Raw genomic sequence first — 25,834 nt, forward strand, 5'->3', positions numbered from 1 at the left:
GTTCGGCCACCTGCGGTGGATCGGTTGGTTGGTAACCATTCCCGTGAGTGCCCTCGCATATGAGAGCGTTGTCACTCGGTTCGGTTTAGTGTTACCCAGAGTTACTGTGTGAGAAACACCGACTCACCATTGACGTCTTGTCTCGGTCATCCGTCACAGTCAGCCGATCACACTCGGCTTTCAACGCATGGACTTGCTCAAAAAGGTCATGGATGCGGGAGTCGAGCCCCGCCATCACGGGACGCCACGCCTTAGGGGGGAAGGGAGCATGGGGATACGTCCCGCGACGAGAGAATATCAGTTGCCAGTGAAAGAAAGCGTACCGAGCATTCTCATCGTGTGAAAATGTAGTGTTGGATGAATTATATTATGGGGCAATGGCTGGGGGATACCAATCGGACGAGCGTCCAGTCTATCCCATCGGATTGTGGCGGCGCGAGCCAGGACACGTCCACGACTCTGTAAGCATGTGATCACACCGCCAAGCGACGCCGTCCACCGTACGAGAGGGCCGATTCCGTCCGCGACGCATGGATCGGGCAATCTCACCGTTAACTGATGACGACCGAGACGCAAACAGTAAGAATTTCGTCGGATGACTGTTCAAAATCACTAGATGGATCTCGACGGTGGCTACTCCACGTACACTTCTCGCCTGTTATTGGCCGCTGTGGGGTGTGTCGCGCTCTTTCTGATCCAGCTGCAGAACTATCTCCTCTTTCACAGTCTCGTGGAACTGTTCAGCATTCTCATCGCGTTCGCGGTGTTTATCGTCGCCTGGAACGCTCGGGCGGAACTCGAGAGCACGTTCCTGTCGGTGCTCGGCGTCGCGTATCTGTTCATCGGTGGGATCGACTTGTTACACACGCTCGCCTACAAGGGGATGGGCGTGTTTCCTGGATACGGAGCCGACCTCCCGACGCAACTCTGGATTCTCGGCCGCTATCTCGAAGCCTTCACGCTCGTCGGGGCGGGCGTGGCCGGGCTGGTTTCGAGTGACGACGACTCCTCCCTCGGACAGTTGTGTAACCGGCTCGTGCCGGGCGTCGGGGTCGGATACACTGTCGTCACCGCGCTCGGTCTCTCCTCGATATTCGTGTTCGACGTCTTTCCACGAGCGTACGTCGAGGGTAGCGGTCTGACGCAGTTCAAGATCGGCAGCGAGTATCTCATCGTCGCACTGCTCGTCGTCGCGCTAGTGCTCCTGTACAAGCAGCGAGAGAGCTTCGAGCCGTACGTCTATCGGCTGCTCGTCGTTTCGATACTCTTGAGTACGGGGTCGGAACTCGCTTTCACGTTCTACGTCGACGTGTACGGGCTCTCGAACGTGGTCGGTCATCTCTTCAAGTTCGGCTCGTTTTCGTTGATCTACTTCGCGGTCGTGCAAACCGGGATCACGGAGCCACAGAAGACGCTCTACCGGACGCTGGCGGCGCGGGAAGCCGAGGCGCGAAAGTTCAAGGAAGCGGTCGAACACTCGGGGCACTCGGTCGTCATCACCGATCGGGACGGCGTGATCCAGTACGCCAATCCGGCGTTCGAGGAGGTCACGGGGTACTCGCTCGAGGAAGTGCGCGGCAACCGGCCGAGCATACTCAAATCCGGCGAGCACGACGAAGCGTTCTACGAGGATCTGTGGGCGACGATCACTGCCGGAACGGTCTGGGAGAGCGAAATCGTCAACGAGCGGAAAGACGGCGAGCAGTTCGTCGTCAACCAGACCATCGCGCCCATTACCGACGAGGAGGGGACGATCCAGAACTACGTCGCCGTCCACATGGATATCTCCGAGCGCAAGAAACAGGAGCAGGAACTCCTGGACCGCTACGAGTCGCTGTTCAACAGCATCCGGGACGGCATCCTGATGACCGATACCGACCGTCGGATCACCGACGTCAATCCGGCGTTCACGGACCTCTTTGGCTACGACCTCGCAGAGATCGAAGGGCAGTCGACTAGAGACCTCTACGAGGACGACGTGGCGTTCGAGCGGATGGGGACGGCGATCGAGAAGCACGAAGGTGACCAGCGATTCACCCGGACGACAACCTGCCAGAAGAAATCCGGTCAGTGCTTCCCCGTCGAAGTTACCATCTTCTACCTTCGCGACGCTGACGGGGACGTCGTCGGCTACATCGGGCTCATCAGGGACATCACTGACCGTGAAAACCGGATCCAGCAGTTGCAAGTCATCGATCGGGTTCTCCGGCACAACCTCCGCAATGCGATGAACGTCATCGAGGGGTACGCAACGGTCATCCGAGAGTCGGAGTCTGGGGACACCGCCGCGAACGCACGACAGATCGTCGCAACGAGCGACGATCTCCTCAAGACCGTGAGCAAGGAGCGAGCCATCATGAACTTCCTCACCGAATCACAGTCCGTGGAGACGATCGATCTGGCCGAGATCGTGAGAACGATCGTCTCGACTGCCCGCGAACGGCACCCGGACGCCGATATTTCGCTGTCGGTTTCTGCGCAGTGTTCGGTCCGCGTGGTCGCCCCGATCTCTCGAGCTATTGGGGAAATTCTCGAAAATGCCGTGCTCCACTCGGATCAGTCGACCCCAACGGTGTCGGTTGCTGTGGAACGCGCGGACGGCATGGTCGAAATCAGCATCACTGACGACGGTCCGGGAATCCCGGAGATGGAACGCCAGGTGTTGACGAAACAGTCGGACATCGATCCGTTGTATCACGGCAGCGGTCTCGGTCTCTGGTTGGTGACGCTCATCGTCCAGCAGTCCGACGGCACGGTGGCGTTCGAAGACAACGACCCTCGCGGCAGCGTCGTCACCATTCGACTGCCGACTGCCTGATGCTCTCTGGAGAAATATGGAACCCATCGCTCTGGGAGGCTGCCAGCTGTTCTGAAAGTCTCGCGGACGCAGGTGCTCGAAACGTGTTTCGGAACCCATTCCAGCAGGCTCACAGAGTCTAAAGAAAACACCACGACCACAGAAGCTGCGACAGACGGTCCGAGATAGCGGTTCACTGCTGCAGACGCCACCGTGACTATCGTGATCTCCCTACGCACGGACCACTCTCTGACCCCACTCTCGCGGCGCAGACTCTTCAGCCGGGAGTGGACTGCGGACCACGTCGTTGAAGCGCCCAGCCCCGCAATCCTCGCGGCAATGAGACACGGCACTGACGACACGGACTGGCCACTGTCCGAGCGGGAGGCAGGTAGGCACGAGCACACCCACCTCGCCGAGCGCATTGCAACGACGCCACACGACGACCTCTCGCTAACCGACGTCGAGGCGTTCGGGCAACTGCTCGAGACGGTCGACGAGGCTCTGGGCGACGGTGACGCGACGACAGCGGCGGCCCACCTCGCTGCGTTCTGGGAAGCGTACCTTCGGGCGGGACTCCAGGCGGAACGCGACGACGTCCCGTCCGAGCCGCGTGCACTCGTCGAGGCAGGGAACGAAGCTGGGCTAGTTGGCATGGATCTGTACCAGGGCCTGCTGCGGTTTTTCGACGTGGTGGCCGACGCCACCGCCAGCGACGCGGACACCCCGTCCACGCTCGAGAACTGGACGCGACGCATCCTCGATCTCACGGGCCAGTTGTCCGACCACGTCGACGACCATCACTCGTGATCCGTCACCTGTCGGCTGATGCGTTCGGTGGACGGTCCCCCTGTCAGGGCCCCCGGACGACTCCCAATCGACCAGGGCGGAGGGAGAATACAGGACCTGTGCAACACCGTAACAGCTCCAACCGGCAGGGAGGGGAACCCTGGTGACGGTCTTGTCGAGCCCGGAAGTAATCTCATCAATCCAATAGCTAACATCCTCACTGAGTTACTCCTCGAATGCCTGGCTGCGAGTCTGCAAGGATGAAAGAAAATTATAACTAAACGTAGTAGCTAGGGACTGAAAATGCCGTCTGTCAAACAAGATCTTGCATTATTACAAGATGAACACAAGGGATTTCTTACAGAACTCCTGAATGCTGTGCAGGATATCTTCTACGTGTACGACTTGGACGGCAACTTGCTATTCTATAACGATCGGGTGGAGGAAGTAACTGGATACAGCCCCTCTGAGCTCCAGTCGATGCAGCCCTGGGACTTCGTCGTCGAAGCGGATCGTGACCGGGTCATCGACGAAATCGCTCACGTCGTTGAGAACGAACAGGAAGTGCAACTCGACACCCGGTATTTAACAGCAGCTGGCAAATCAGTCCCGTACGAGTTCACAGGCTCGCCATTGTATGACTCGGAGGGCAATGTGGTCGGCTTCGCAGGCGTTGGGCGAGATATCAGCGATCGGAAGGAGCGCGAACAGGAACTCGAACGCAACCGTGAGTTCCTCAAACAGACCCAAACAGTCGCCGAGATCGGTAGCTGGGAGATCGATCTCCGAACCGAGACGTTGCGCTGGACCGACCAGGTCTACAACATTCACGGGGTCGATCCCGATACTGACGTCAGTATCGAAGACGCAATCGAGTTCTACCACCCGCAAGACCAGGATACGATCCGAACTGCGCACGAGCGCCTGACGACCGAGGGTGAGCCATACGATTTGGAGTTGCGAATAACGCGGACTGACGGGGAAACGCGCTGGGTACGAGCGCTTGGAGAGCCCTGGTACAAGGACGGCGACTTACTCGGCGCTCGTGGCACGTTCCAGGACATTACCGACCGCAAGCAACGAGAACTCTCCGTCAAAGAACAGCGGAACAACCTCGAAGTGCTCGATCAGATGGTCCGACACGACATCCGCAACGATCTCCAGGTCATCACTGGGTACACTGAAGCCCTCAAAGCGCACGTCGACGAGACCCAACAGGAGTACATCGGGCGGATCCTCTCGAGTGTGGACACAGCAGTCGAACTGACCAAGGCTGCGCGTGATCTCGCGGAGGTAATGCTCCAGACGGGGGAGAAACAGGAGTCGCTTCGCCTCAAACCCGTCCTGGAGGCGCAACTCGACGAGATCCGGACAGCGAACGACGACGTGGCGCTCACGGTCGAGGGGCAGATTCCAGATACCCATATTTTGGCCGACAGTATGCTCTCGTCGGTGTTCCGGAACCTCCTGAAAAACGCCGTTCAGCACAACGACAAGGAGGTCCCAGAGATCGTCGTGTCGGCGACAGAGCAATCCGGGACAGTCGTCGTCCACATCGCGGATAACGGACCGGGTGTCCCCGAGTCCCGGAAAGACGACATCTTCGGGAAAGGAGAGATGGGACTCGAAAGCGAGGGGACTGGCATCGGCTTGTATCTCGTCAAGACGCTCGTCGAGAACTATGGGGGAGAGGTCTGGGTGGAGGACAACGAGCCGACCGGGGCAGTGTTTACTGTCGAGCTGCTGTCTCCCACTGAGAGATAACGACTTTCTCGAACGTACTACGTACCCCATCGCCAATCCGCCACCGGAGGACGCAGAGCTCCATCTCAGCACTCGACGCTCGCTAGCGTACTATCTCGCCTTGTCCCGTCTTCTGTTCCTGTGTACGCGGGTGGAGCTGGCAACTGCAGCCGGCCCGCCGAAGAGTGAGTGTCACTGTGCAGGACGGGTCATTGCCTCGTCCCGTGGACGGTCAGGAGGGGATCAGTCGTAGTAACTCAGCCGCTCGGTCACCTCGGCAAAGGCGACGTTCTCGCGGACGTCGCTAATCTCGACTGCGACGCGCTCCCCCTGGTCAGTATCGGGTACGATGACGACGTACCCACGCTCGACTCGGGTAATCCCGTCGCCTTGCTCCCCCAGATCCTCGATTTCGACCCGGCGGATCTCACCTTCTTCGACCGGTGGCCGTTGTGACGCGCGGTCTCGGGATGGCTGTGTCTCCGTCTTCGTCTCTGTCTCCGTCTCCGTCGCCGTCTCTTCGTCGTTCGATGGCGACGGCAACACTGCAATCCTGTATGTCTCGTGCTGTGCAATCTCGCCGAGCTGAACTTCTCTGTCTGGTACCTCGATAACGTACGAGCCGTCTCGTTGTTCGACCTGGGCAGTAAACAGACTGCGAAGCGTGTCCGGTATCTCCATCTGATGTCTCTCTTGGACGTTACGTGCCGTAGCGCACTTGACTCTACTGTCCGAGACGGCCGATCGGCTCACTCTCCTCGCTCGGTCTGCATTCTCCCACAGCGGATCTCTGTCGTGGCTCGAACGCTGGTGGATAGCGACAGCGCCCCCGTTTGGGTGGTCGTCCCTGCTGCGGTCGTCCTCGTTGCGACCCCGTTGTCTCTCGACGGGTTGTTGACGTACCCGGGAGCCGGTGACACGAGCACGAGTGAGACACAAGTGGCTGTTTGAGCATTGGCTACACCTTTCCGAGTGGGCCTGTTCGGATTTGATATGAACCGGCGGACGTATCTCACGGCAGTCTCTACTGCTGGCGTCACGGTCACAGCAGGCTGTCGCACGCCTGCTGGGCAGCAGACCCTTTCAGAGCCGACTGTGAGCACTGACTCCCCTGGACGGAAGACGCTCACATTTCTGGCGAACGAGGAGGAAGTGGGCCATGTCGGTGTCGATGGGAGCGTTGACGCCGACCACATCCGGCTCTCGACGGAAATCTGGCGTGACCTCCTCCACGACCTGAAGGCCGTGGCATCCGGCCACCGGATGACTACCGTGTTAGACTACGGCATTCCGGTTCCAACCCGCACTCAGAGGGAACCGGCAGCATACCGGCGAAACTCTCGTTTTCTCCCTCGCTATAGGGCTGTGGCCCGGTCACGCAGGCCCCATCGGATCGATGTCATTGCCGTGTGACGAACAGACCGCGTTCGTCACCGCCCCTTGTCTGTTGGGGGCCGGCGTCTCACCGATTCCGTAGCAGTTTCAGGTACGTCGGGCCACAACAAAAATATTCGGTTGGTCATCCAGTCCGGCCACAGTTCGGTGGTTTTCTCCCACGGAGTGTCCGCTCAACCCCCGCCTGTTCGCTCCTCGGTTCCGACAGGTGTCGGAACACTCGTCACTCACGAGAAGGCGGGGGTATGCGCTCGTATCTCTATCAGGACGGAACGGTTGTGACGTCGATCAAATTGCGACTCTGGATGCCAGCAATCGCAACTGACTCGCCTGCGGAGGTCGCTGTCGTCTCTCCAGTTCAGGGAGACAGCTCACCGCCGCCATCGGTCTCCCTCTATACACCCGCTCGGGAACTTGGGACGGTCGTCGAGATCACCGACCTAGACGACCTCGCGGACGAGACGATCAGCACCCTCGATCTCATCGTCATCCCGGGAACAGACACGGCGACAGACCTCACGATCCACGCAACTATCGACCTGTCGGGTGGAACTGCCTTCAGCAGTGATTACACGCTCGCCGGTGAACTCCAGCTTTCCTATCCAGCACTCGCGGCCCAGTAAGTGGCCCTGCCGCCTGCTGATGGCGACCTCGCCACTCCCACTCTGTTCACAGACACGCTGAACTGCCCGAACGGTCCCCCACCGCGTGGCTGCCCGGATGCCCGCGGCACCTGCTACGATTCCGGCCAGTTCGGTTCTGTGTCGTCGGTCGTCAACTCGCAGAACCGTCTGAGGAACGTCTTGCGGTCGGTACGGCCGGCGTCGGCCGCCACGAGCGTCGCCTCGAGGCCGTCGCGGGGCTGGTGGCAGCACGCACGGTCGCAGGGCTTACAGAGGTATTCGAACGTCTTGTCCTCGCGGTTCCAGCGGTCGCCGTGTTTGTCGTACTCCCGAGCGTCTTCGCGGGCGAGCGTCTCGCCGCAGGCGATGCAGGTCACCTCCTGGTCGGCGTCGCGTCCCCATGGCGTCGAACTGGGCATCGTTACCCGTCTCCCTCCCTTCCGAGCGTGTCGCGGCTCACTGCAACCGCCTCCATTCGACAGTACCCCACTGCCTGCCGGGCGTCGAGAGCACTAGGCGCATGACAATTGAATCGTTGACACGGAGACGAGAAGCGAGTTGGGTCGTATGCGTTCGCCTCTTTTTAAGGCTGCTGTGAGGCGGACGGTGGCGCATCGGCCACCCGGTTTCTACGGAGCAGTGCGGCAGTGAATCGCTCAATACAGACTCATACGAGAGCGGACTGCTTGCTCTGAAACGTAATGTTCACCGGTCTGTGGGATGGCTCATTGATATGGTTGCGCTCCCGCGAGCCTCTCGCCCGGCAGTATTGCTCACGGTTGCAGTGCTGTTGACTGGCTGTTCGGGTCTACCTGTCGTGGGCCAACAGACGGCCACACAACAGCCGACGGTAGCGGAGTTTTCGTACCCAGCAGGGTGGTCACAAGCGGGGATTACGGACTTCTCGGCCGCGCTGGAAACGCACGATGAGACGGTCGCAAATGTTTCCCGGGAGAGTCGGCTGGTCATTACCGACGAGGACGCGAATCGGACGGTAGTCAGAACGCTAGATACCGAGGCTGGGACCGGCTCGCTACGCTTTGTCGACACGCGATTCAATAACGACGTCCATGCATACTACAGTGCTGCGGGTGTCTTCGAGTATGATCGGACGACGGGAGAGCTGCGTCGCAGCCCTGATGAGAACTGGACGGCAGCCGATGTAGCCACGGTGGCAGGGCTGGAACGACCACTCCGGAACCTCGAACTGACCGCGACTGACACTGTCAGCGTCGAAGGGACGACGGCTGTCAGATATACCGTGACTGGTATTCAACACCCTGACTCAGTCCCGTCGAACACTGCAACGGGGCACGTTACTGTTGCCAGAGAGGGATTCATCGCCGCATACAACGTCACGAGAGGCAACGAAGAATTCACGCGCCAGACGCGCTATGACCTCTCTGCGTTGGGTACTGCAACGGTGACACGGCCAACGTGGATGCCCGATGGGTGACCGCCAGTGTTGGTGAGGAGTCATCAGAACCGGTATGAAACCACCGGTGGCTGGCTGCTCTTCTCTCCCTTGAGAGCCGCACAACATGGTATGCAGAAAACATATACTTCCTTGTCTTTGTTCTGGGATTAATGGGAACGGATCGAAATTGGGGCTTCGTGGCGGGCGGACTGTTTTTCCTCCTGATCGCTGTGGCAGGATGGCAACAAGGTGGGGCGACCACGTATGTCCATACACTGCAAAGCGAGGGGGATACCACGTTTAACGAAACCCGCGAGGGGCACATCCGATATACGAGTCTTTCAGCCCACGGACAGCGTGTCGTGGCGAACACGATCGAGCGTGGCGAATACGTTGTCGACACCGAAGACGAGACTGTCTCGCATTTCGACTATCCGACGGACACGAGTGATCTCGGGTCAGGGTGGTACGTCATCCACCGTGGCGAGTCCAACTACACTCTCATGACGCACAAACAGAACGACGGCGTCACTGACTTCCTCTCTATCGTCGTTCTCGCGGCCACAGCATCCGTTGGACTCCTGCTCTGTTACTTGGGGATCGCACCTCTCTAACGGAGTATACATGAGATGAGTCCAGAATCCAGGGGAATGATTCAGGAAGCTGACCGTGACACCAGCACAGGGATGAGAATTGGAATCGCTCTTGGAGCAGGGCTCGTGTCGACTCTCCGTCCGGTTCCAGAAGACGGCGGCGACTGGGTGGACGAGACCCGAGTGCGTCAGTGCCCCGGTCGCCGTGATCTCCCCGAGACGTGGTGCTGTCCGCGTCCGTGGGGGTGTTCGGATCTGGCATCAGTCTCGGGCCTCACGACGGGTAGCTCGAGGGTCTTCTAAGACACACCGAGCTCGAACACCACTCTCTGGCTGTCGTTGTCCAATCTCTGATGGAGACAGCCATCACCCCGACCGAATGAACTTCGCGCTACTAAGAAGAACGATCAGGAGACCGATGCCTGCGAATTTCAATGGTGCATTTGACGTCTTCTCTTTGAGGAACGCGTTTCCAGGCGAAGACCGGGAGACGTACGCAGTCACCGTCTCGTTGATCTCGTAGTCGTCCAGGACGGCCTGGGCCTTCGATTTCGTCTCGTAGTTTGGTGTGACAGAGGCTGGATACACCTTCGTTCCCGTGTACGATTCACCCTCGTACCGATAGGTGAACGTGACTGTCGGTTTGTACTCGACCCCACCGCGGCGCTGTGAGACGGTGTCGACGCCAGTCTCAGTAACCGTTGCGTTGACCGTCACTGCGTTCGAGATGGCGTCGGATTGCTGTACATAGTCGTATCCGCCGTACCCAGCGAGGGCGAGACCGATGCTGATCATCAACAGCACACCACGAGCCGAGTCACTCCCCGTACTCCCGATCGAGAGTCCTGACTCTGGAGACATACGCGAGGAGTTCCGTCGGTCCATTAATAAAAGACCCCAGTGATCTTCAGATCTAGAAGGTTGGCGTCATGGAAGGCAGGATGGGTGGAAGCCGATCCCGACATAATCGGGATCGGCGCTTCCAGTCACGGGGACCATGCGGGAGTGACACTGCACCGTTGGAAGGGATGGTCACATTGGGGAACCATCTCCGATGTCTCCCGTGACATGAGAGATTCCTGCTCAGGACAGAATTATAAGTTACGGTATCTCTTCGATTTGTAATTCAAATGTATTATCCCGCTGTTGTTGGAAAACGTCAAAAACGGACTAGTTTGTGATACTTAAAGAATAGGCGCCCCTAACTGAACAGCAGGTCGGACAGTGCCGTTATCCCGGTTGTACGCCCATTTTCGAGTGCCGTTCGAGACGACGACGTCCGGTCCAGGGACAGCCGATATCGCTCGTAGTCGAATGTGTGCAGTCGTTGGCCGCCGTGTTACCTGCCAGTCCGTTCGCTCCGTCTCGCCACCTCTCGTGACGACGAACGATCGGCGGCTGACGCTCGGCGCACTCACAGCGTACGTGGTTTTAGTCAACCTCTACAACGACATCCACACCGCAACGCTGCTGTTCCTCCACCGGGGTCAAGCTCAGGTTCTACTGAACCTGCCCGACTGGGCGTTCCTCTATCGCCTCTTCCAGCCTAGCGAGGCTTATTAGCGCCTGCTTCAGCTTGGATTCGATATCGAGCGCGCGAACCGGTACCGGGCAGCTGGCACGCCATTCTACGTCGATTGGTGGATGGGGATTTTCGTCCTCAGTATCTACTGTGTGTGTTCACTCGGCATTGGCTATCGAAAATTCAAGGTCGGCGACCTGTGACATCCCACAGGCACACAGCCTGAGATTCCGCAACGAGTCACAGGTGGTCGGAACAGTATGACAGTGGTAGCGAGGGAAAGCCAATCGGCGTTTGCAGTGCGGCGGCAGTCATGTCTGAATCAGGCCGTAAAAAATCACTATGAGGCCACTGATACTGACCGTTTGAATGACCAACTCGGACTGTAGTGCAGTGAGAATCCGCAGGTCGAGTAAGACAAGATCGATGATCGAGGCGATCGGAATCATGAGCACGAGCCCGAGTGCGAGTGTCAACATTGGGCGACTGTCGTTGCGCCGGTACCCGCGATAGCTCTGATACGCAACGTATGTCCCAACAACGATTGTTGCCAGGTGTGAAATAATCGAGAGCGACGTAATCAGACTCGTCATCCGTGATCACCTCGAGACGGGTCAATCACGTAGAGGATTATCCCTAATCCGAGGAGGCGGAGTCCATTTGTGACTATCGTGATGAGCCTGTTATCTAATACCGTGAAAGTCGAGAGGGAGGTGTTCATGACAATTGGAAGGCCGCTAGTGAATGCAATGCCGATGGATAACCCGAGTAACGCCGGATTGTGGGCCCGCCGAAAACCCTGAATCCCTCTCAGTAGAATGATAGCAGAAATGATAACCGCGACAAGTAATCCCAAAAATAGCACAACACTAGCTACAGTGTTGGTCCCGCTGGTTGATGCAGTTTGGAGTGGACTGACGATCATTAGAGTTCCTCGAATAGTTTGGTGAGGCGGTCAGCGGCATCCGTCTCTGTGCGCTCAACAGTGAGGGCAAAGTGTCCGTTCTCGAGATCGATCGTAACACTGGAGAGCGTGGCGTAGTATTCCTTGGCGTGGTGTCCATCCAAGTCCACGCGTTGTCGAGTCTCAACCAAATCTAATTCACATAAACGCTCAAGCCGTCTGTAGATGGTTGGTTTCGACATATCATACTTCTCTGTAATTTCCTCGGCGGCGAGTGGTTTAACGCTCGTTGCCCGGAGAATCGAACGAGCGTACTCATCAGCGAGGATATCAGCGATGTCGTCGAACTCTGCGTCATCGCTCATGCCAAGTGGTGAACATTTGAGCTACCGTTCGACCGGTGTTGTCGAACACAGTCGTTCTATTGCAGGAATCATATATAAACCAAATGCACAACTTCTGTGTCAGTAACGACGCGAAAATATTGTATGTGTAATATGTAATCCTTTTTCAGGAGGTGCCAAAGAGACTGCTAGCGAGGCGTGCGTCGCATGATCCTATAATTGTAAGTCACAAATCATTTCCGGCGTAACCAGGAATATTTAATTGCCTTGCCCAAACACGTTCAGTCGTGCCGTATCGATCTCTCCTAACGAATCCTCGTCAATTCTTTCGGGGGCAGGTGGGGGAGCCAGACCGCCTCTTCGTACTGCTGATTCTTCTGGCAGCGGGTTGTGTTCCGTTGATAGCACAGCTATCACTCACCTCAGCCATTGTCCTCGAGTCAGATAACAGTCTGACACTATCGTACGTTGTTGGTGGGGAGACTGCAAGTGTCGCTGTCTCTGCAGTCGGATCCTCACTGGCTAGCTTTGCCAGTGCACTGGTTTATTGGATTGTTGCAACGATCGGTGCGTACCTGCTAACGGCTCCGTTTTCCGACTCCGGGGACCTCCGCACGACATTGTGGATCGTGGGCTGGGGGTTCGTTCCGCCTCTTTTCTCGGGCGTACTCTGGCTCCTCGCAATGATCGTGAGTATTCAGGCGACGCCAACGCCGACCACCGTTGCTGCGAGTTCTGAATTCATCCGTGCCGTCCAACAGACGCAGCTGGTGAGAGCAACACACTATCTGGATTACGGTGCGACCCTGTGGGCTGGTGGGCTGTGGACGGTTGGAGTGAGGGTTGTTCGAGACGTATCGTGGTGGCAGGCAGCACTGGCCGCGGTACCGGGAGTTGCGATCCAGTTAGCTCCATACCTGCTGCTTTGAAAGGATGGAGAAGCTGGCCACGATGCCCTCTCAGCAGCGGGACGGTGAAAGAAACTCTCTCGTCGAGTCTCTGCAGGAGAGCTGAGTCTGGCGTACTCCGAGGCCTGGTGGCAACTAGCGTACTGACTACTCTGCGGCCAGTGTGGGTGTCGGATTCTCCTTCGCAATGACGATGGTGGCGACGAGGAGGACAGTTACAACGGGAAAGATGTATACCCAGAGGACGGCCTGCCAGAAACCAATCACAAGGAGGCCACACACCCCGACAACCGCCACTAGTTCTCGTTGAAAGATGACTCCGGCTTCCCCCAATACTGCCAACCCTCCGAGACCTGCGAAAAATATCACGCGTGTCCGTGAGTATCCCAGTTGCATCAGAAAGTACCCTAACGTACCAAGAAACGCCAGGACACTCACGGTCGATAAGCCCCGCACGATGGATAGGCGATCGATCGACATCACGGTGGAAGTATCGCGTTCATGTCGTTAAATCGTTCCCTGAACCGATGCGGACGAGGAAACGACAGTTCACTACGCTTGTGGTCTCACTGCTGAGCGACTCAAAGCGAGGATTGTTCTTGATTTCGCATTAGGTGGGCTCCAACTTACTCGGACTGTTTTCGGCTGCGGTCCGCATTGGCCGGCGCCCGTGTCGGACCCAACAGTGACACTGCAATCGAGGCGTTGGTTCTGGCGTACGCGTTCAGAATATGTACCGCGACGATCCCGAGAACTACACCACCTGGGACTGCCAGCAAACGTTGAGTCGGAGTCTGGAAACTGTGGGCGACCCGCCAGCCGACCACTTGGACATTTAACACACCGTCCGTGAACAGCGGTAGCAGGGTGAGTTCGATGGCGGTCCCCAGAAAGGTGATCAACAGGATCAGTGAGAGAATGCCGAGCCAGAACTTGAGCAACACGAATCCAAGCCCCCGCCATGTTGAGGAGGCCTCGAAGTACGCTGTGACGGTCTCGATGAGTCCATCGGTTGTCTGCTCGACGTCCGTTGGTGCGGTGATCTCCGTGCCAAGAAGGGTATTCGCCAGTCGCCGCTCGAATGATGCGATGACTCGCAGTCCGATACCAGTCGCAAGCAAAATTCCTAGTCCGACGAGTAGTACCGACAGTCCCAGGCCCAGAGCAAAACCCACGACTACGATCACGAAGTACGCCAGTCCGAGCGGAAACGTGAGCACGAGGTACAGCAGGTTCTTATACGTCTGTGCCTCCGTGAGAGGGCGAACACCGTCTGCGATAGTGGATCCGCTTACTGTCCCATCGGTCCTCGGCTGATCCATCGTACTCTCACTTAATCGGACACCGGGGAAAAGAGAGGGTGCGGGACTTCTGTCTCAGAAACCCCGAGGGAGTCCATTCAGCATTTTCGAGGTGGAGCCTCCGGCCTCAAGGAGCGACCGAAGCGTAGCGAAGGGAGCGAGTAGGCCGGAGAGGATCGCGAGGGATCGAAGCTCCCTCTGACCATGCGAACCGTCCTGTGGCCCGTGAGCAGAAACCGACACAGTACGACGCAACCGACATACTACGACCGCTCGACTCTCGAATACGTAAGAACCGTCGGGCACACATCTGAAATATGGAGGTCAGGCGTACCGCGCCCGTCAAACTTGTCGTTCCCAACGAGCGCCGCGATGACCTCCACGAATCTGCCCGGCAGTTCCTACAGGTCACTCATATACCAGGCACTGCAGAGAGAACAGTTCCAAGCAGACTCAGACAGGCGGCACCGACGAACGCAAAGAGGGTGGCAGTGGAGATTTCAAACTCATCAGGATCGGTTCGCAGTGATTCGTAGCCAGCACTGACAATCATCCCACCCCCACCGATTGTCATAAGCAGTACCGGAATACTATGGTCGCCAGCAATGAGCGATCGCACCGCTGGGAACCCAAGCGAAAGCCCGATTACTGAAAGAGCGCCGTTGTAGACGTACAACCGTTCCATAGGCCTTTTTCCCAACTCTTGCTTACTCAATCAGCACGCGCATCGAGCACCGAATCTGCTACCCGCCCGGTCAGTATAGGTAGTTCAAATACCGACACAGATCACGGATCTACCCACACTCCGTCAGAAACTGGGTGCGGGATAGAGCGTGACCTCAGCGAAGAAACGTGCCGACAGAAGCGGTTGAGCCTATGAAACAGCGGTCGAACATTTTTACCGATTGGTGGCAACTCCGATATCAAGGAGTTCGTCGTATGCCCTCCATTGAGTCCTTTCCGACAAAGCGCGGCACAGCACGGTTCACTGAGGATTCTATACACTTTGAGGAGTCGTTTTCCGGCTACATTCAGTCCCTCTATCAAGAATTCTGGCAGCGCGGGACCTGGTGGCACAACGGAATCTTTGTCGGGTACATACTTGCATTTCCAATCGGACTGGGGTGGGTTGTCAGCGCAGTCCGCGGTGGTGATTTCTTCTTCTTAGCTGTCGTTGTTGGGTCGATAGCAATGTTCTGGGTGATGAATTACGCGCGCGGATTCCGATCGCCAGATCGGATTCAGCTTGACACAATCGAGAAGGTCTCTGCGACGGCTGGCATGAAAGGACTGACACGCCCACGGCTCATTATCACTTACATCGACGGGGAAACCACCTACAGGCGTCGGGTGAACCTCCAGCCGCTCTACACGAGTAATGGTGAGACAGCATACGAACAGGCACAGGCAGCGTTTGCGGAGCGCGGATTCTGAACCGTTTCCTATCGGGCGGGAACTTCCTCTCCACGGTGGTTATTGGTGCTGGATATGCAGCGGCGGTTCGAGTGCCAGGCACTATGTCCATGACAACTGACGGCCACCCGTACCCTGCCGCCCCGCAGCAAGAGGGCGGTCTCACAGCCCTCGCACAAGTCGAGACCGCACTTTTTCGGCGGCTGGGCGTGGGCAACAGGGTACTCGATGCCACGCCGTGATGCAGGCTCGCCTGCTGTGGCGGGGCTGGCGGTAGCTGGCACTCATGACTGCGGGCACGGAGCAGGCACCACCAGTCACGGTGGTATCCGTCTGTGAACGCCGCCGAAGCTGCGCTGACGGAAGTCACCTCGGGACAAGCCCTGTAGCATCTGCTTCGATACCGTTGCGAACTGAGCGGTGGCGTTCTGGAATCGTGGCCAGCCCGCCTCAGTAGTACGTGATGGCGCCGCTGGATGGTTAAACACGTCCTTGAGTCACCACAAGTTGTTTTCCTGCTGGAATGACTGGTTCGTCCATGCAACGCCGAACAGTCGTTCGCGCTCTTGGCACAGGTACCGTCCTGTTCACTGGCTGTCTCGACCGCTCGCAGTCGGGGCCTGCCGAGCCCAGCACCAAGACGACGTCGAGCGAGCCGTCGACGGCTTCCGCGTCCCCCCGCCTGTCGATCACGGACGTTCGCTCCTACACGCATGCGATCCGGCTCAACGACCTGGGGGAGTCACCGCGCGGCGACGTGCCCGCTGTCGAGTCGTTCAGTGATCGCGAGCAGTCCGTCGTCACGTCGGCGATCGACGAGACGTATACCACTCGGTCACCGCCGGAGTGGCTTCTGCAATTCGTCGCCGAAACTACCTACGTCAGTCAGGAGGACCAGTACTACCGGCTGACAGCCACGATGCCGACGACGACCATTACTGCGACGCCTGTTTCGCGGGACGACGTGACGGGCGAGATCGCCTCATACGAGGCGTACGAACAGGCCGTGACGCATGATGGCGTTGTCATGTCCGGCCTGCTGCGCAGTGCCCAGCAGGGCGGTGAAACTCTGCCCTACGTCTGGCCAACACTCGACTCGTTCCTGTCCACGTACGACGCCGTCGAGTATCACGGCGACGTGCTCGCACTCTCGACGACGCGGAACGACCCAGGCTCACCCTACAGCGTCGACGCAACTGTGGCCTCGTTGTCGGACCTCGCAGGCGGGTCCGTGTGGCGTCTTTCCGCTGCGTCCCCGGCGGTCCAAGACGTGGTTCGGTCCGCCGCCGCGAAGAGCGGGTTGTACGCGTTCGAGTCCCCACCCGATGGACTGCTAGCACAGTTACGAGAGCACAAGTACGTCTACGTCGGCGGGCGGTTTTACACGACGTACGTCGAGCAAGCCGGTCCCCAGCCGCTCGAGATCGATGCCACGGTCGAAGATGCGACGCTCGACGCCGACGGGGCGCGAATCCGATTGACGCTCCGGAACACAGCGGACAGTGAGCTCGACATCTCCAGCGGGGCTCCGAAACCGTTCGGCGTGCTCCGGTATCAGCCCGCGAAGTCGACGGCGGACAGTGGGCTCCTCTGGTCGCCGGCGTACGAGGACTCATCGCACGTGCACACTGAGGACGGTGAGGTCACTGCGGTCAACTCGATCGCGCTCCAAACGTCGATCGAGCCAGACGGAACGGTCGCACGGACGTTTACCGTGGATGATCCCAGCCTCTCCCCGGGGCGCTATCGCATCGAGAACGACGTCGGCTACTCAACGGCAGCAGCGCGTGATGGGACCTTTCCCTACGTCGTGCGGTTCGCCGTCGAGGTGTGAGTGCCGTTTGCTCTGCCCTAACGGTGTGCACTGTTGCTGGAGCCTAAGCGTGAGCGCCGAACAGCTGGACGCGAAGGTCGGAGCAGTGGCCGAGTCGTCACTCGCTGCTCGCTGGTGAGTGGAGTGTCCTCGAACGTGACCGCTACGCTCGGCAGTCAAATCGGGAGATGACGCATAAGAGCAGGGAGGCGCTTCCGAAGGCGCACGCGAAGGGGTCCGGACCGAGCACTGATTCGCGTCATTTCCTCCGCAGTCAATGCAAAATCGAAGACGTCGAGATTCTGGTGCAGGTGATCCGGCGTACTCGCCTTCGGAATCGCCACGACGCCGTCCTGTTGGACGAGCCAGCGGAGGGCAACGTGGGCTGGACGCTTGTCGTACCGCTCGCCGATTCGTTCGAGGACAGCATCGGACAGCACGTCTCCCCGGGCCAGTGGACTGTAGGCAATGAGGGTGATGTCGTGGCGGGCGCAGTACTGTTGCAGAGTGGACTGGTCCGTGTAGGGATGATAGAGGACTTGGTTCGCGACGATGGGCACTGCAGCGGTTTCCTGTGCCGTTTGCAGCTGTGGAAGCGTAAAATTGCTCACGCCGATCTGTCTCACCAGCCCTCGGTCGCATAGTTCGGCCATCGCGTCGAGGGTCTCTTCGATCGGTACTCGGGGGTGCGGCCAGTGGATCAACAGGAGATCGACGTACTCGACCTGTAATCTATCGAGACTATCCGTGACGGATGCAATGACGTCTTGATACTGGAGATTTGAGCGCCAGACCTTGGTTGTGAGGAAGACCTCCTCTCTGTCTACGTCGGCTTGTGCGAGCCCGCGCCCGACTGCACGCTCATTCTCGTAGTGTTGCGCGGTATCGATATGCCGATACCCTGCGTCCAACGCGGTTTGGACAGTCTGCGTACACGCTTCCCCGGTGTTCTGCCAGGTCCCAAGTCCGAGCTTGGGAATGCGGGCGGTCGCTGTCTCGACAACCTCCATGTCTCTTTGCGAGTCTTTCAGGAATAGAATAATAAACCGGGCGGCTCGGACACTACGGCAGTTCTCAGAAGTCCAAAATCGATCACGGAATGTGCTTACTCTGCCCTCTGAACTGACCGGGACAGGTCCCCTGTCTTCCTCGTCTTTTGCCGCAAGGAGTCCCATCAGGCCGAGGTTGCAACAGATGACGACCGCCAGAGATGGCTCTCGAACGGCGCCCCGGCAAACGCCTGCCACGCCTCGTAGCCGAAGATAAAGGCGGTCACTCCGAGGAGTGCGACGAATACGGCGAATCGGTTTTCGGATCGCATCCACTCCATCCGGGTTTCGATGGCTGCGTCCCTCGACATATTATATTCTAAACTGACACTTTCGTCAACTCATTCGACCGGTGTAGACGTGCGTTGGCGTCTCGCGATCCTGGATCCGCTCGTAGACAGCGTCCTATCTTGTAGTACACGCCAATCGTGAGTCAGCGTCCCACGTCCCCTGAATCCCACAGAAAGAAGAGCGTGAATACTGCAAAGAATACGATAACCCAGACCAACCGTGGGAGGCTCCCAGGTTCGGGATCTCCTTCGAAGGGCAGGGTTACAACGGTAGCAACGAACAGTGAGCCGAGGAGAGCCAAGACGTATTTCCCGCCTGCTCGGTTCGTGTTCGTCTCGCTATCCATATTCTATCTATCTACTCATGAGCAGAAAAACAGTGTGCACATGCAGTGGACAGCGTTGGTTCGCACGTCATGATCTGTGCCACTGACAGGTGATGTCCTGTCCCCCCGCAGCAAGACGACGGTCCCCAGTCCCTCCGACGGTCGCGCGGCGCTCGAGCCGGGCCGGTCCCACGGCCCGCGCGCACGTCGAGCCCACGCTCGGTCGGTGGCTGGGCGGAGGGCAGTCGTGTGGTGCTGGTCTGGCTGGTGTAGAGACGCAACTGCTCATCAGCGTCGTGCGCAGGCGAGCTGCTCCTGGAGCTGTCGTGACGGGTTCGAACCAGCGCCGGACGAGACGTCCAGTTCCCCACCTGCTCGTGGCTCCCGGAATCAGTCCCTGGCACAAATCGGCTGCTGCAGAGAGTAGGTGTCGTCAGTGAGTGTCTCCCGGTCGGTTCACAGCTCCAGTCGTCACCCCTGCTTTGAGGTCGCTGTGTGAACTTCATAACCACTAAGCGTCCTGCGAGAACTCTCTGGCAGCAATGCCCTCCACCGTCGGTTCCCTTGCCCGCGAGCTCTCGCGTCCGTACTACGAGGATGCCTTCCCCGCACACGATATCTTCCACGCGAAACGAGTGCGTGACGTGGCCCTGCAACTGGCGGCCCAGCATCCCGACAGTGTCGACCGGGAGGTGCTGGCTGGCGCTGCGTGGTTCCACGATATTGGCCGGCCACTCGAACGCGTCGGCGAGATCGAAAACCACGACGCGTGGGCGGCCACCGAAGCCACGACCCTCCTGCAGGCTGAAGCGGTGGCACCCGACCGGATCACGGCTATCGAGCACTGTCTGCGGGCCCACAGCATCCGGGCGAGTTCGCCCGAGCCAGAGACACTCGAGGCGAAATTACTCTTCGACGCTGATAAGCTCGACGCGGCGGGGGCTGTCGGGCTCGTTCGCCTCGCCTGTATCGTCGGTGAGCGCTCAGGGCGCACCGGGGAGCAGTATGCCGTGATCGATGACGCGTCCACACTCGACGGCCCGAGTCCCGAACTGCCGGACATTGACCTCGTCCGCGAGTGGACCCGCGAGCGGCTCGACGCGTTGTACACTGAACCGGGCCGCCGCCTTGGCGAGTCCCGATGGGCGTTTATGGAGCGCTTCTTCGATCAGTTCGCTCGTGAAATCGACGCGGGGCCAGGAGCGTCACCCGCTGTTCATCACGACGACGGCGAGTGAGTTCCCAGGCCGAGCGACGCTTCGTGGGTCCTCCTGCGTGATCACTGGCTTCGATGCTGCTCGCACGTACCGTGCGCACGAGGCAGGTACCGGGTGCATCCTCGTCTCGTCTGCCATGGAGCCGCCCGAGGGCAGTACCTTTCACTTGTTGCCAACGCCAATGCGACCGCTTCGAAACAGGCGAGCGGTCCCACGGCCCGCGCGGGCGGCGAGTCCGTGCTCTCCCGGCGAGTGGGCGGTGAGCCCAATCACGCTCGTTATTCCAGAGTGGACTGCTCCCCTCGCTCCGCTGTTTGCGTGTCGCGCCACGTGAAGTAATTTGCCAGTGCCGGACCGCTGACGTTGTGCCAGACGCTGAACAGCGCCGGAATGAGGGCAGCCGCGGGTTCAAACAGCGACGCGGCGAGGGCGACGGCAAGGCCACTGTTCTGGAGGCCGACCTCGAACGCGTTCGTGCGTTTTCGGTCCTCGGGCATCCCAGTCGCAGCGCCGACCCCGTAGCCGACGCTCAGGCCGAGGCCGTTGTGGAGCACAACGGCAAGCAGCACGAAGATGCCGGCAGTGAGGATATTCTCGACGTTAGCGCCGACGACACCCGCAACGATCGCGACGATCGCGGCGACACTGACGACCGGGAAGATGTCGACGCCGATCTCCGCGACGCGAGGCGCATACCGATCCAGGATGAAGCGCAGTGTAAACCCGAGTACGACGGGGATGATAACGATCTGGACGATGCTCGTAAACATCTGGGCGAACGTCACATCAATGCTCTCCCCCAGGATGAACAGCGTCCACGCTGGCATCACGATGGGCGCAGCCAGCGTCGTCACCGTCGTAATGGCGACCGAGAGTGCGACGTCCCCGCGGCCGAGGTAGGTCATCACGTTCGACGCGGTCCCACCGGGGGCCGCTCCAACGAGGATCAACCCGACGCCGATGGCATCTGGGAGATCCAACAGGAGATACAGGACATATGCAGCCAGCGGCATCACAAGCCACTGGGTGACTGCACCAATCCCCACGTCGATGGGGCGGTCGACGAGGCGCTGGATGTCTTCGGGTTGGAGGGTCAGCCCCATGCCAAGCATCACGAGCCCGAGCAGCGGATTGACGTACTCGAGGATCGGGACAAATGTCGATGGGGCACCGAGTGCAAGAGCCGCAGCAACGACGATCCAGACGACGAAGTACTTCGTTGCTACTGCAGCTGTCTTGGAAATACTGTTTTTATGACTCATAATTGGCAGTACGTGTCGGTATGAATATGCCCTTCGGAACCGCACACGGGCGACGGGTCTGTATCGGTCACCAGCTGTCCAGAGTGCCATCGAACTCGCATAAATAATGGTAGAATTACATTTACCACCACACCTCCGACACCCTCTCGGAGAGAGGGCTCCTGCATGGTGACCGGGTGTTGTGCGTCGGCCAGGGTTTCACTCGAAACCCAGTGTGTTCCGGGCGATCGGGGTTTGTGCCGTCGTGTCTCACCGGTCTGCCGGCCCTCGTGTCCTGTGGGCAGTGGTCCGTACGAGACTACTGTGCGGAGTCATTGGAGGCAATCCACGCAAGTACCCGATCAAGAACGTTGACTAGGGACGGCTCTCGGCCCTCAATGCGACCCGTGTATGAACTCATCTCCTCGCCAGCTGGAACAAATACAGCGATGTCGTGGGCTCCTCGTCCGGCCGACAAGTAGTCGCCGTCGAAGTGCTCCGTGACATCTCCGTCTCGAAGTAATTCCAGCAGTCGGGAGATCGCAGGTTCACCATAGACGCCGGTTGGAATCCCTTCGACCAACCAGCCCACTACGCTCTCCCCTGTGATGGGGGTGTCGTTTGCGAGAATCGCGACATCGGCCGCCGTCGCACTCTCGACAACCGTGACATAGGGTGGGAGATCGGCCGTAATGTGTGGCCCGAGATACACCGCCGAGTCTCGAACTGCGGTGTGTCGTGGTGTCTCGTCTGTCTCAGTCGCCGGTTCTGTCTCCAGGTTACACCCCGCGAGGCCCGCCGTGGTAGCGAGGCCAGCCACTGTGAGGACTTGGCGGCGAGAATAGCTGTGTGTCATCGCACTGGGCTGCTGCTCGTCGCTACTGATGGTAGAGTGAAATATCTACCCCTGTCGTTCGGCTGGGCTTCGTGTACGGGTGGTGTCTTTGTGGGCCACTGCTGGGGGTGTCGGTTTGCTGGCGGTGTGGGCCACTGGGCAATTTTCGAATAGTGGTCGTCAGGGAGAGTACGCAGCGACCGCTCGCTCGCCAGGTTCCGTCCACAGTGCTCAGGGACTCGCTCCCGCGTGGCCCCCGCACCGCAGCAGGAGGGGCGGTCCTCCCGGACGGTCGTCCCTCTGACGGTCGCGCGGCGCTCGGGCCGGTCCCACGGCCCTCGCGCAAATCGAGATCGCGCTCCCTCCCGGCGGCTGGGCGCTGGGCATCGGTGTGGGATGTCTCACTCCGTTCAGTATTTTCATCGATTTCAGCCCTAACACTCTTTACAGTAAGCGGCGTATCTCCATCCACCGATGTCTATCGACCGAGACACCTTCGAGAACACGAGCGAGGAAGAACTCGAAGCCCTATCGGTCCCCGATCAGGTACTCGGATTTCTCGCTGCCCACGATGATCGGGCGTTCAAGGCGCGCGAAATCGCATCCCAGATCGGCGTCGACGAGGGCGCGGTCAGTACTGCGCTCTCGCGGCTGAAGGACCGTGATCTGGTCGACCACAAGGCAACGTACTGGGCCGTGACTGACGACACGGAGCGACTCGACGGATACAGCGGGTACGAGCGAGCGACAGCCCTCTTCAACGAACAGTTCGGTGATGAAGACAAAGAGGCGTGGCGCGAACACGCCCCCAGCGAGCCACATCCGAGCGTGGAGAACGACCGGTGACCGACGAGAACACGCCACTCTTCCAGCGGGGCGACGTCGTTTACGGTGACGACCCGTTCAAAGGTGACGCCGCCGCTCGCCCGTGGCTCATACTCTCGAATCACGATGGGAGACCGTTCCACGGTGAGCAGTACATCGCGCTGACGTTGACGTCAAAATCCTGGATGGACGGGCTGATCGAGATTCCAGCAGCGAGTTGGCTGCGTGGTGGAACGCCGGAAGAGAGTCGGATCGTCCGTGGGGCGTGCAATCAATCGACCACGAGGATATCGACTTCTGGCAAGGCCGGGTAGAGGTCGGACTCGTCGACGACGCTGTCGCTGCCCTCGTCGACGAACTGCGATAGGCGATCAGCTTGGCATGTCTCGATGATCAGTGCAGGCTGTGCAGTGACCAGGGAAGCATCCACCGAGCGAGCACCGCGAGCGAGGTGGTTCACCGGACGCGAGCGAACGAAGTGAGTGAGTCGTCCGGGGGTTTTAGTCCAGGTTTTGCGACTGAGCGGTGCCCGCAGCGAAGCGAGGACACCCGAGGGAGTAAAAAGTGGGCAGGCACAGTGAGCAGCGTCAATTTCAGGCACCATGTCGATGACAAATGACGGCTACCTCCACTCTGCCGTACCGCAGTAGGAGGACGGTCCTCCCGGGCGGTCGTCCCTCTGACGGTCGTGCGGCGCTCGGGCCGGTCCCACGGCCCTCGCGCAAGTCGAGATCGCGCTCCCTCCCGGCGGGTGGGCGGTTTGCACTATCGGCTGTCGCAAATGATAGTAGACTTCGGTGTGTGGACGGTGTCCGAAGCGTGACAATGTGTCGTAGAACTCATGTATCAATGGCACATTATGGGTGAATCGCGGGTACGATGTCTTCTGGCGTAAACAGGGACACGTCCGCACGGTCAGCGGCCGCCTGCTGCAGGTCATCGGAAAACCCGGACCGACAGAAGCAACAGTACACGTCCTCGCGATCAGTGCCGCTTGGTGGCGTCCACTGAACCACCGACGTGGCCCGTTTGCAATGTGTGAGCTCGCCGTTGGTCAGCTCTCTGATGGTGTATTCATACGCTCGGGTATCTAAATCACGATTTTACTAATCACGATTTTACTATTCGGAGGGCGTCCCGCTGGTGATTTCTAGAATGACACCACCAACAGAACCAGCCCATACGCACCACACCAAGCTTGTAACACTACCCGAAACCAATTTATAAATGAGTTTCGTATAGTGTTACAACGTGCTCGGGAGAATCGAACTCGAAGTCCTCGCCACCGGTGAGCGTGGTGATACGATCTCCGAGCTTTCGGAGAAACTCGACCACAGTGAGAGCTACGTCTCCCGTGCGGTTTCGACCCTTGCAGAAAAGGGGCTCTGCTACACTGAGCGGGATGGCCGTCGAAAGCGAGTCATTCCGTCTGATGCTCGCGCTGTGGAAGTGTACCAGGATCTCGTCCGCGAGTATTCACACATCGATTTTCCGGACCTGCTAACCGGAAAGACCCTCGAGATACTCTACTATCTCGACCAGCCACGCACAGTCGCCGAGATTTCGGCTGCGAGCGACAACTACCGAAACACCGTCAACCGCGTCCTGAAGCGTCTTCGGGACCGCGGACTCGTGAGTGCAGACGATGGCCGCTACCGATTCACCAAGGATTTCCAGCGACTCCATGCGTTCGCCCGCGAGCTCGCACATCATCGGCATCGCCAGCGCCTCGACGCAGTCACGTCGCGAGGGACGATTCTCTGGGAGGGATACGACGAGTTTCTCGCCCAGACCGAGACGACGGTCGATGCTGACGCGTTTCACGAGACTGGGCTGGCCCGGTTCGCTGCCTACGACCTCCAGTTTCTCGTGACCAGCAAGCGGTACTACTTCTACTCGGAGCATCTCGACGCCGTTGAGCCAGCGGAGTTGTGCTGTCACACACTGTTGATCGACGATGATACCCGCCATCGCTCGTACTGTCTGCTCCTCCTCAGCCACGTCGACATAGACGAGGAGACCCTCCGAGACGCAGCGTCGAAATACGGCCTGGCAGACGAAATCGATACTCTGCTGCGATATTTACAGAATGACGGAGACGTCGAGGACAAGCGGCTTCCCGAGTGGGCCGAATTCGAGGACTTGGCGGCTGACTACGAGGTGACTCTCGCAGAATGAGACCAACATTTGGGCGTGCGTACGTCGAGGCCGAGTTCCAGCAACTTGCCGATGAGCTCGCCGATCCGCTCACGGTCTACCTGATTGGGGGCGGTGCGATGTCCCTGCGCGATCTGAAGGGTGCAACGAAGGATATCGATCTCGTGGTCGCTGACGGTGACGCGTACGCTCAGCTCTGGGCTGTACTGATGGAGCTCAGCTATACAGAAGTCCAATCATTGGATCCTGACTACCGTGCTCTCGGAGCGACGAGCTGCGTCGAAAACGACGACGGATGTCGCATTGACATCTTCAAACTAGGTAGCGAGGCG

27 protein-coding genes and 3 pseudogenes are annotated in these 25,834 nt (G+C 58.9%); 16 read left to right on the plus strand and 14 right to left on the minus strand.

What is annotated here, in order from left to right:
- Positions 1–616: 616 nt before the first annotated feature.
- The 3 genes from ACFR9U_RS15740 (at position 617) to ACFR9U_RS15750 (ending at position 5,350) form a co-directional block, all read left to right on the plus strand.
- Complete coding sequence (locus ACFR9U_RS15740) at positions 617–2,818, plus strand: MASE3 domain-containing protein (protein ID WP_247382121.1); 2,202 nt, start codon at positions 617–619, stop codon at positions 2,816–2,818.
- 318 nt (positions 2,819–3,136) lie between these two features.
- Positions 3,137–3,607 (plus strand): hypothetical protein, encoded by a 471-nt coding sequence (locus ACFR9U_RS15745; RefSeq protein WP_247382123.1) that lies wholly within the window; start codon positions 3,137–3,139, stop codon positions 3,605–3,607.
- A gap of 282 nt (positions 3,608–3,889) precedes the next feature.
- Positions 3,890–5,350 (plus strand): sensor histidine kinase, encoded by a 1,461-nt coding sequence (locus ACFR9U_RS15750; protein WP_247382124.1) that lies wholly within the window; start codon positions 3,890–3,892, stop codon positions 5,348–5,350.
- A 222-nt stretch (positions 5,351–5,572) separates the two neighbouring features.
- Here ACFR9U_RS15750 and ACFR9U_RS15755 read toward each other — a convergent pair whose 3' ends face one another.
- A complete protein-coding gene (locus tag ACFR9U_RS15755; RefSeq protein ID WP_247382125.1) occupies positions 5,573–6,010 on the minus strand; it encodes a TRAM domain-containing protein in 438 nt (145 codons plus the stop codon).
- Positions 6,011–6,322: 312 nt separating this feature from the next.
- Here ACFR9U_RS15755 and ACFR9U_RS15760 point away from each other — a divergent pair, with 312 nt between their 5' ends.
- Complete coding sequence (locus ACFR9U_RS15760) at positions 6,323–6,742, plus strand: hypothetical protein (protein WP_247382127.1); 420 nt, start codon at positions 6,323–6,325, stop codon at positions 6,740–6,742.
- Positions 6,743–6,969: 227 nt separating this feature from the next.
- Entirely contained in the window at positions 6,970–7,347 is a 378-nt protein-coding gene (locus tag ACFR9U_RS15765) for a DUF8121 family protein (protein WP_465262024.1), read from the plus strand.
- Positions 7,348–7,460: 113 nt separating this feature from the next.
- Here the strand turns inward: ACFR9U_RS15765 and ACFR9U_RS15770 are convergent, their stop codons facing one another.
- Entirely contained in the window at positions 7,461–7,766 is a 306-nt protein-coding gene (locus tag ACFR9U_RS15770; RefSeq protein ID WP_247382131.1) for a DUF7562 family protein, read from the minus strand.
- A gap of 398 nt (positions 7,767–8,164) precedes the next feature.
- On the opposite strand from ACFR9U_RS15770, the gene ACFR9U_RS15775 reads away from it, so the two are divergent.
- Positions 8,165–8,803: a hypothetical protein gene (locus tag ACFR9U_RS15775; RefSeq protein WP_247382132.1), complete on the plus strand. Its 639-nt coding sequence runs from the start codon at positions 8,165–8,167 to the stop codon at positions 8,801–8,803.
- A gap of 131 nt (positions 8,804–8,934) precedes the next feature.
- Entirely contained in the window at positions 8,935–9,378 is a 444-nt protein-coding gene (locus ACFR9U_RS15780; protein WP_247382133.1) for a DUF7979 domain-containing protein, read from the plus strand.
- A gap of 345 nt (positions 9,379–9,723) precedes the next feature.
- Here ACFR9U_RS15780 and ACFR9U_RS15785 read toward each other — a convergent pair whose 3' ends face one another.
- The 4 genes from ACFR9U_RS15785 to ACFR9U_RS15795 all read right to left on the minus strand — a co-directional run bounded on the left by ACFR9U_RS15785 (position 9,724) and on the right by ACFR9U_RS15795 (position 12,148).
- Positions 9,724–10,218 carry a DUF3592 domain-containing protein gene (locus tag ACFR9U_RS15785; protein WP_247382134.1) on the minus strand — a complete coding sequence of 165 codons (495 nt, stop codon included), beginning with the start codon at positions 10,216–10,218 and terminating at the stop codon, positions 9,724–9,726.
- Positions 10,219–11,190: 972 nt separating this feature from the next.
- A complete protein-coding gene (locus tag ACFR9U_RS21405) occupies positions 11,191–11,472 on the minus strand; it encodes a DUF7521 family protein (RefSeq protein WP_428222024.1) in 282 nt (93 codons plus the stop codon).
- Entirely contained in the window at positions 11,469–11,804 is a 336-nt protein-coding gene (locus ACFR9U_RS15790; protein ID WP_247382136.1) for a hypothetical protein, read from the minus strand. Before ACFR9U_RS15790 ends, ACFR9U_RS21405 begins: the two co-directional genes overlap by 4 nt.
- A complete protein-coding gene (locus ACFR9U_RS15795; protein ID WP_247382138.1) occupies positions 11,804–12,148 on the minus strand; it encodes an ArsR/SmtB family transcription factor in 345 nt (114 codons plus the stop codon). Before ACFR9U_RS15795 ends, ACFR9U_RS15790 begins: the two co-directional genes overlap by 1 nt.
- A gap of 266 nt (positions 12,149–12,414) precedes the next feature.
- On the opposite strand from ACFR9U_RS15795, the gene ACFR9U_RS15800 reads away from it, so the two are divergent.
- Complete coding sequence (locus ACFR9U_RS15800; protein WP_379814726.1) at positions 12,415–13,056, plus strand: YIP1 family protein; 642 nt, start codon at positions 12,415–12,417, stop codon at positions 13,054–13,056.
- 126 nt (positions 13,057–13,182) lie between these two features.
- On the opposite strand, the gene ACFR9U_RS15805 is transcribed toward ACFR9U_RS15800, so the two are convergent.
- Together ACFR9U_RS15805 and ACFR9U_RS15810 are read right to left on the minus strand one after the other, a co-directional pair.
- Positions 13,183–13,515, minus strand: coding sequence for a hypothetical protein (locus tag ACFR9U_RS15805; protein ID WP_247382139.1), 333 nt, complete (start codon positions 13,513–13,515; stop codon positions 13,183–13,185).
- A gap of 146 nt (positions 13,516–13,661) precedes the next feature.
- Positions 13,662–14,357, minus strand: a complete 696-nt coding sequence (locus ACFR9U_RS15810) for a sensor domain-containing protein (protein ID WP_247382140.1) — start codon at positions 14,355–14,357, stop codon at positions 13,662–13,664.
- A gap of 296 nt (positions 14,358–14,653) precedes the next feature.
- Here ACFR9U_RS15810 and ACFR9U_RS15815 point away from each other — a divergent pair.
- Positions 14,654–14,740: pseudogene (locus tag ACFR9U_RS15815) on the plus strand (transposase); the annotation flags it as partial.
- 8 nt (positions 14,741–14,748) lie between these two features.
- On the opposite strand, the gene ACFR9U_RS15820 reads toward ACFR9U_RS15815, so the two are convergent.
- Positions 14,749–15,021 carry a hypothetical protein gene (locus ACFR9U_RS15820; RefSeq protein ID WP_247382141.1) on the minus strand — a complete coding sequence of 91 codons (273 nt, stop codon included), beginning with the start codon at positions 15,019–15,021 and terminating at the stop codon, positions 14,749–14,751.
- Positions 15,022–15,275: 254 nt separating this feature from the next.
- Here ACFR9U_RS15820 and ACFR9U_RS15825 point away from each other — a divergent pair, with 254 nt between their 5' ends.
- Together ACFR9U_RS15825 and ACFR9U_RS15830 are read left to right on the plus strand one after the other, a co-directional pair.
- A complete protein-coding gene (locus tag ACFR9U_RS15825) occupies positions 15,276–15,770 on the plus strand; it encodes a hypothetical protein (protein WP_247382142.1) in 495 nt (164 codons plus the stop codon).
- 517 nt (positions 15,771–16,287) lie between these two features.
- Positions 16,288–17,583, plus strand: coding sequence for a DUF8130 domain-containing protein (locus ACFR9U_RS15830; protein WP_247382143.1), 1,296 nt, complete (start codon positions 16,288–16,290; stop codon positions 17,581–17,583).
- A 155-nt stretch (positions 17,584–17,738) separates the two neighbouring features.
- Here ACFR9U_RS15830 and ACFR9U_RS15835 read toward each other — a convergent pair whose 3' ends face one another.
- The 3 genes from ACFR9U_RS15835 to ACFR9U_RS15845 all read right to left on the minus strand — a co-directional run bounded on the left by ACFR9U_RS15835 (position 17,739) and on the right by ACFR9U_RS15845 (position 19,248).
- Positions 17,739–18,572 (minus strand): aldo/keto reductase, encoded by an 834-nt coding sequence (locus ACFR9U_RS15835; protein ID WP_247382144.1) that lies wholly within the window; start codon positions 18,570–18,572, stop codon positions 17,739–17,741.
- Between the two features lie 164 nt (positions 18,573–18,736).
- Entirely contained in the window at positions 18,737–18,922 is a 186-nt protein-coding gene (locus ACFR9U_RS15840; RefSeq protein ID WP_247382145.1) for a hypothetical protein, read from the minus strand.
- A gap of 122 nt (positions 18,923–19,044) precedes the next feature.
- Positions 19,045–19,248: a hypothetical protein gene (locus ACFR9U_RS15845; protein ID WP_247382146.1), complete on the minus strand. Its 204-nt coding sequence runs from the start codon at positions 19,246–19,248 to the stop codon at positions 19,045–19,047.
- A gap of 521 nt (positions 19,249–19,769) precedes the next feature.
- On the opposite strand from ACFR9U_RS15845, the gene ACFR9U_RS15850 reads away from it, so the two are divergent.
- A complete protein-coding gene (locus tag ACFR9U_RS15850) occupies positions 19,770–20,465 on the plus strand; it encodes an HD domain-containing protein (RefSeq protein ID WP_247382147.1) in 696 nt (231 codons plus the stop codon).
- A gap of 257 nt (positions 20,466–20,722) precedes the next feature.
- Here the strand turns inward: ACFR9U_RS15850 and ACFR9U_RS15855 are convergent, their stop codons facing one another.
- Positions 20,723–21,706: a bile acid:sodium symporter family protein gene (locus tag ACFR9U_RS15855; protein WP_247382150.1), complete on the minus strand. Its 984-nt coding sequence runs from the start codon at positions 21,704–21,706 to the stop codon at positions 20,723–20,725.
- Positions 21,707–22,004: 298 nt separating this feature from the next.
- Positions 22,005–22,541 carry a hypothetical protein gene (locus ACFR9U_RS15860; protein WP_247382153.1) on the minus strand — a complete coding sequence of 179 codons (537 nt, stop codon included), beginning with the start codon at positions 22,539–22,541 and terminating at the stop codon, positions 22,005–22,007.
- 453 nt (positions 22,542–22,994) lie between these two features.
- Here ACFR9U_RS15860 and ACFR9U_RS15865 point away from each other — a divergent pair, with 453 nt between their 5' ends.
- The 4 genes and pseudogenes from ACFR9U_RS15865 to ACFR9U_RS15880 all read left to right on the plus strand — a co-directional run.
- A complete protein-coding gene (locus tag ACFR9U_RS15865; protein ID WP_247382155.1) occupies positions 22,995–23,366 on the plus strand; it encodes a MarR family transcriptional regulator in 372 nt (123 codons plus the stop codon).
- Positions 23,363–23,712 (plus strand): annotated as a pseudogene (locus ACFR9U_RS15870) (type II toxin-antitoxin system PemK/MazF family toxin). The gene ACFR9U_RS15865 and the pseudogene ACFR9U_RS15870 overlap by 4 nt, the downstream one beginning before the upstream one ends.
- Positions 23,713–24,596: 884 nt before the next feature.
- Positions 24,597–25,523 (plus strand): ArsR family transcriptional regulator, encoded by a 927-nt coding sequence (locus ACFR9U_RS15875; protein WP_247382162.1) that lies wholly within the window; start codon positions 24,597–24,599, stop codon positions 25,521–25,523.
- Positions 25,520–25,816, plus strand: a pseudogene (locus ACFR9U_RS15880) (hypothetical protein); the annotation flags it as partial. The gene ACFR9U_RS15875 and the pseudogene ACFR9U_RS15880, both read left to right, overlap by 4 nt.
- Positions 25,817–25,834 lie beyond the last annotated feature (18 nt).

It is taken from the genome of Halorientalis brevis, assembly GCF_042678165.1.
Classification (GTDB): domain Archaea; phylum Halobacteriota; class Halobacteria; order Halobacteriales; family Haloarculaceae; genus Halorientalis; species Halorientalis brevis.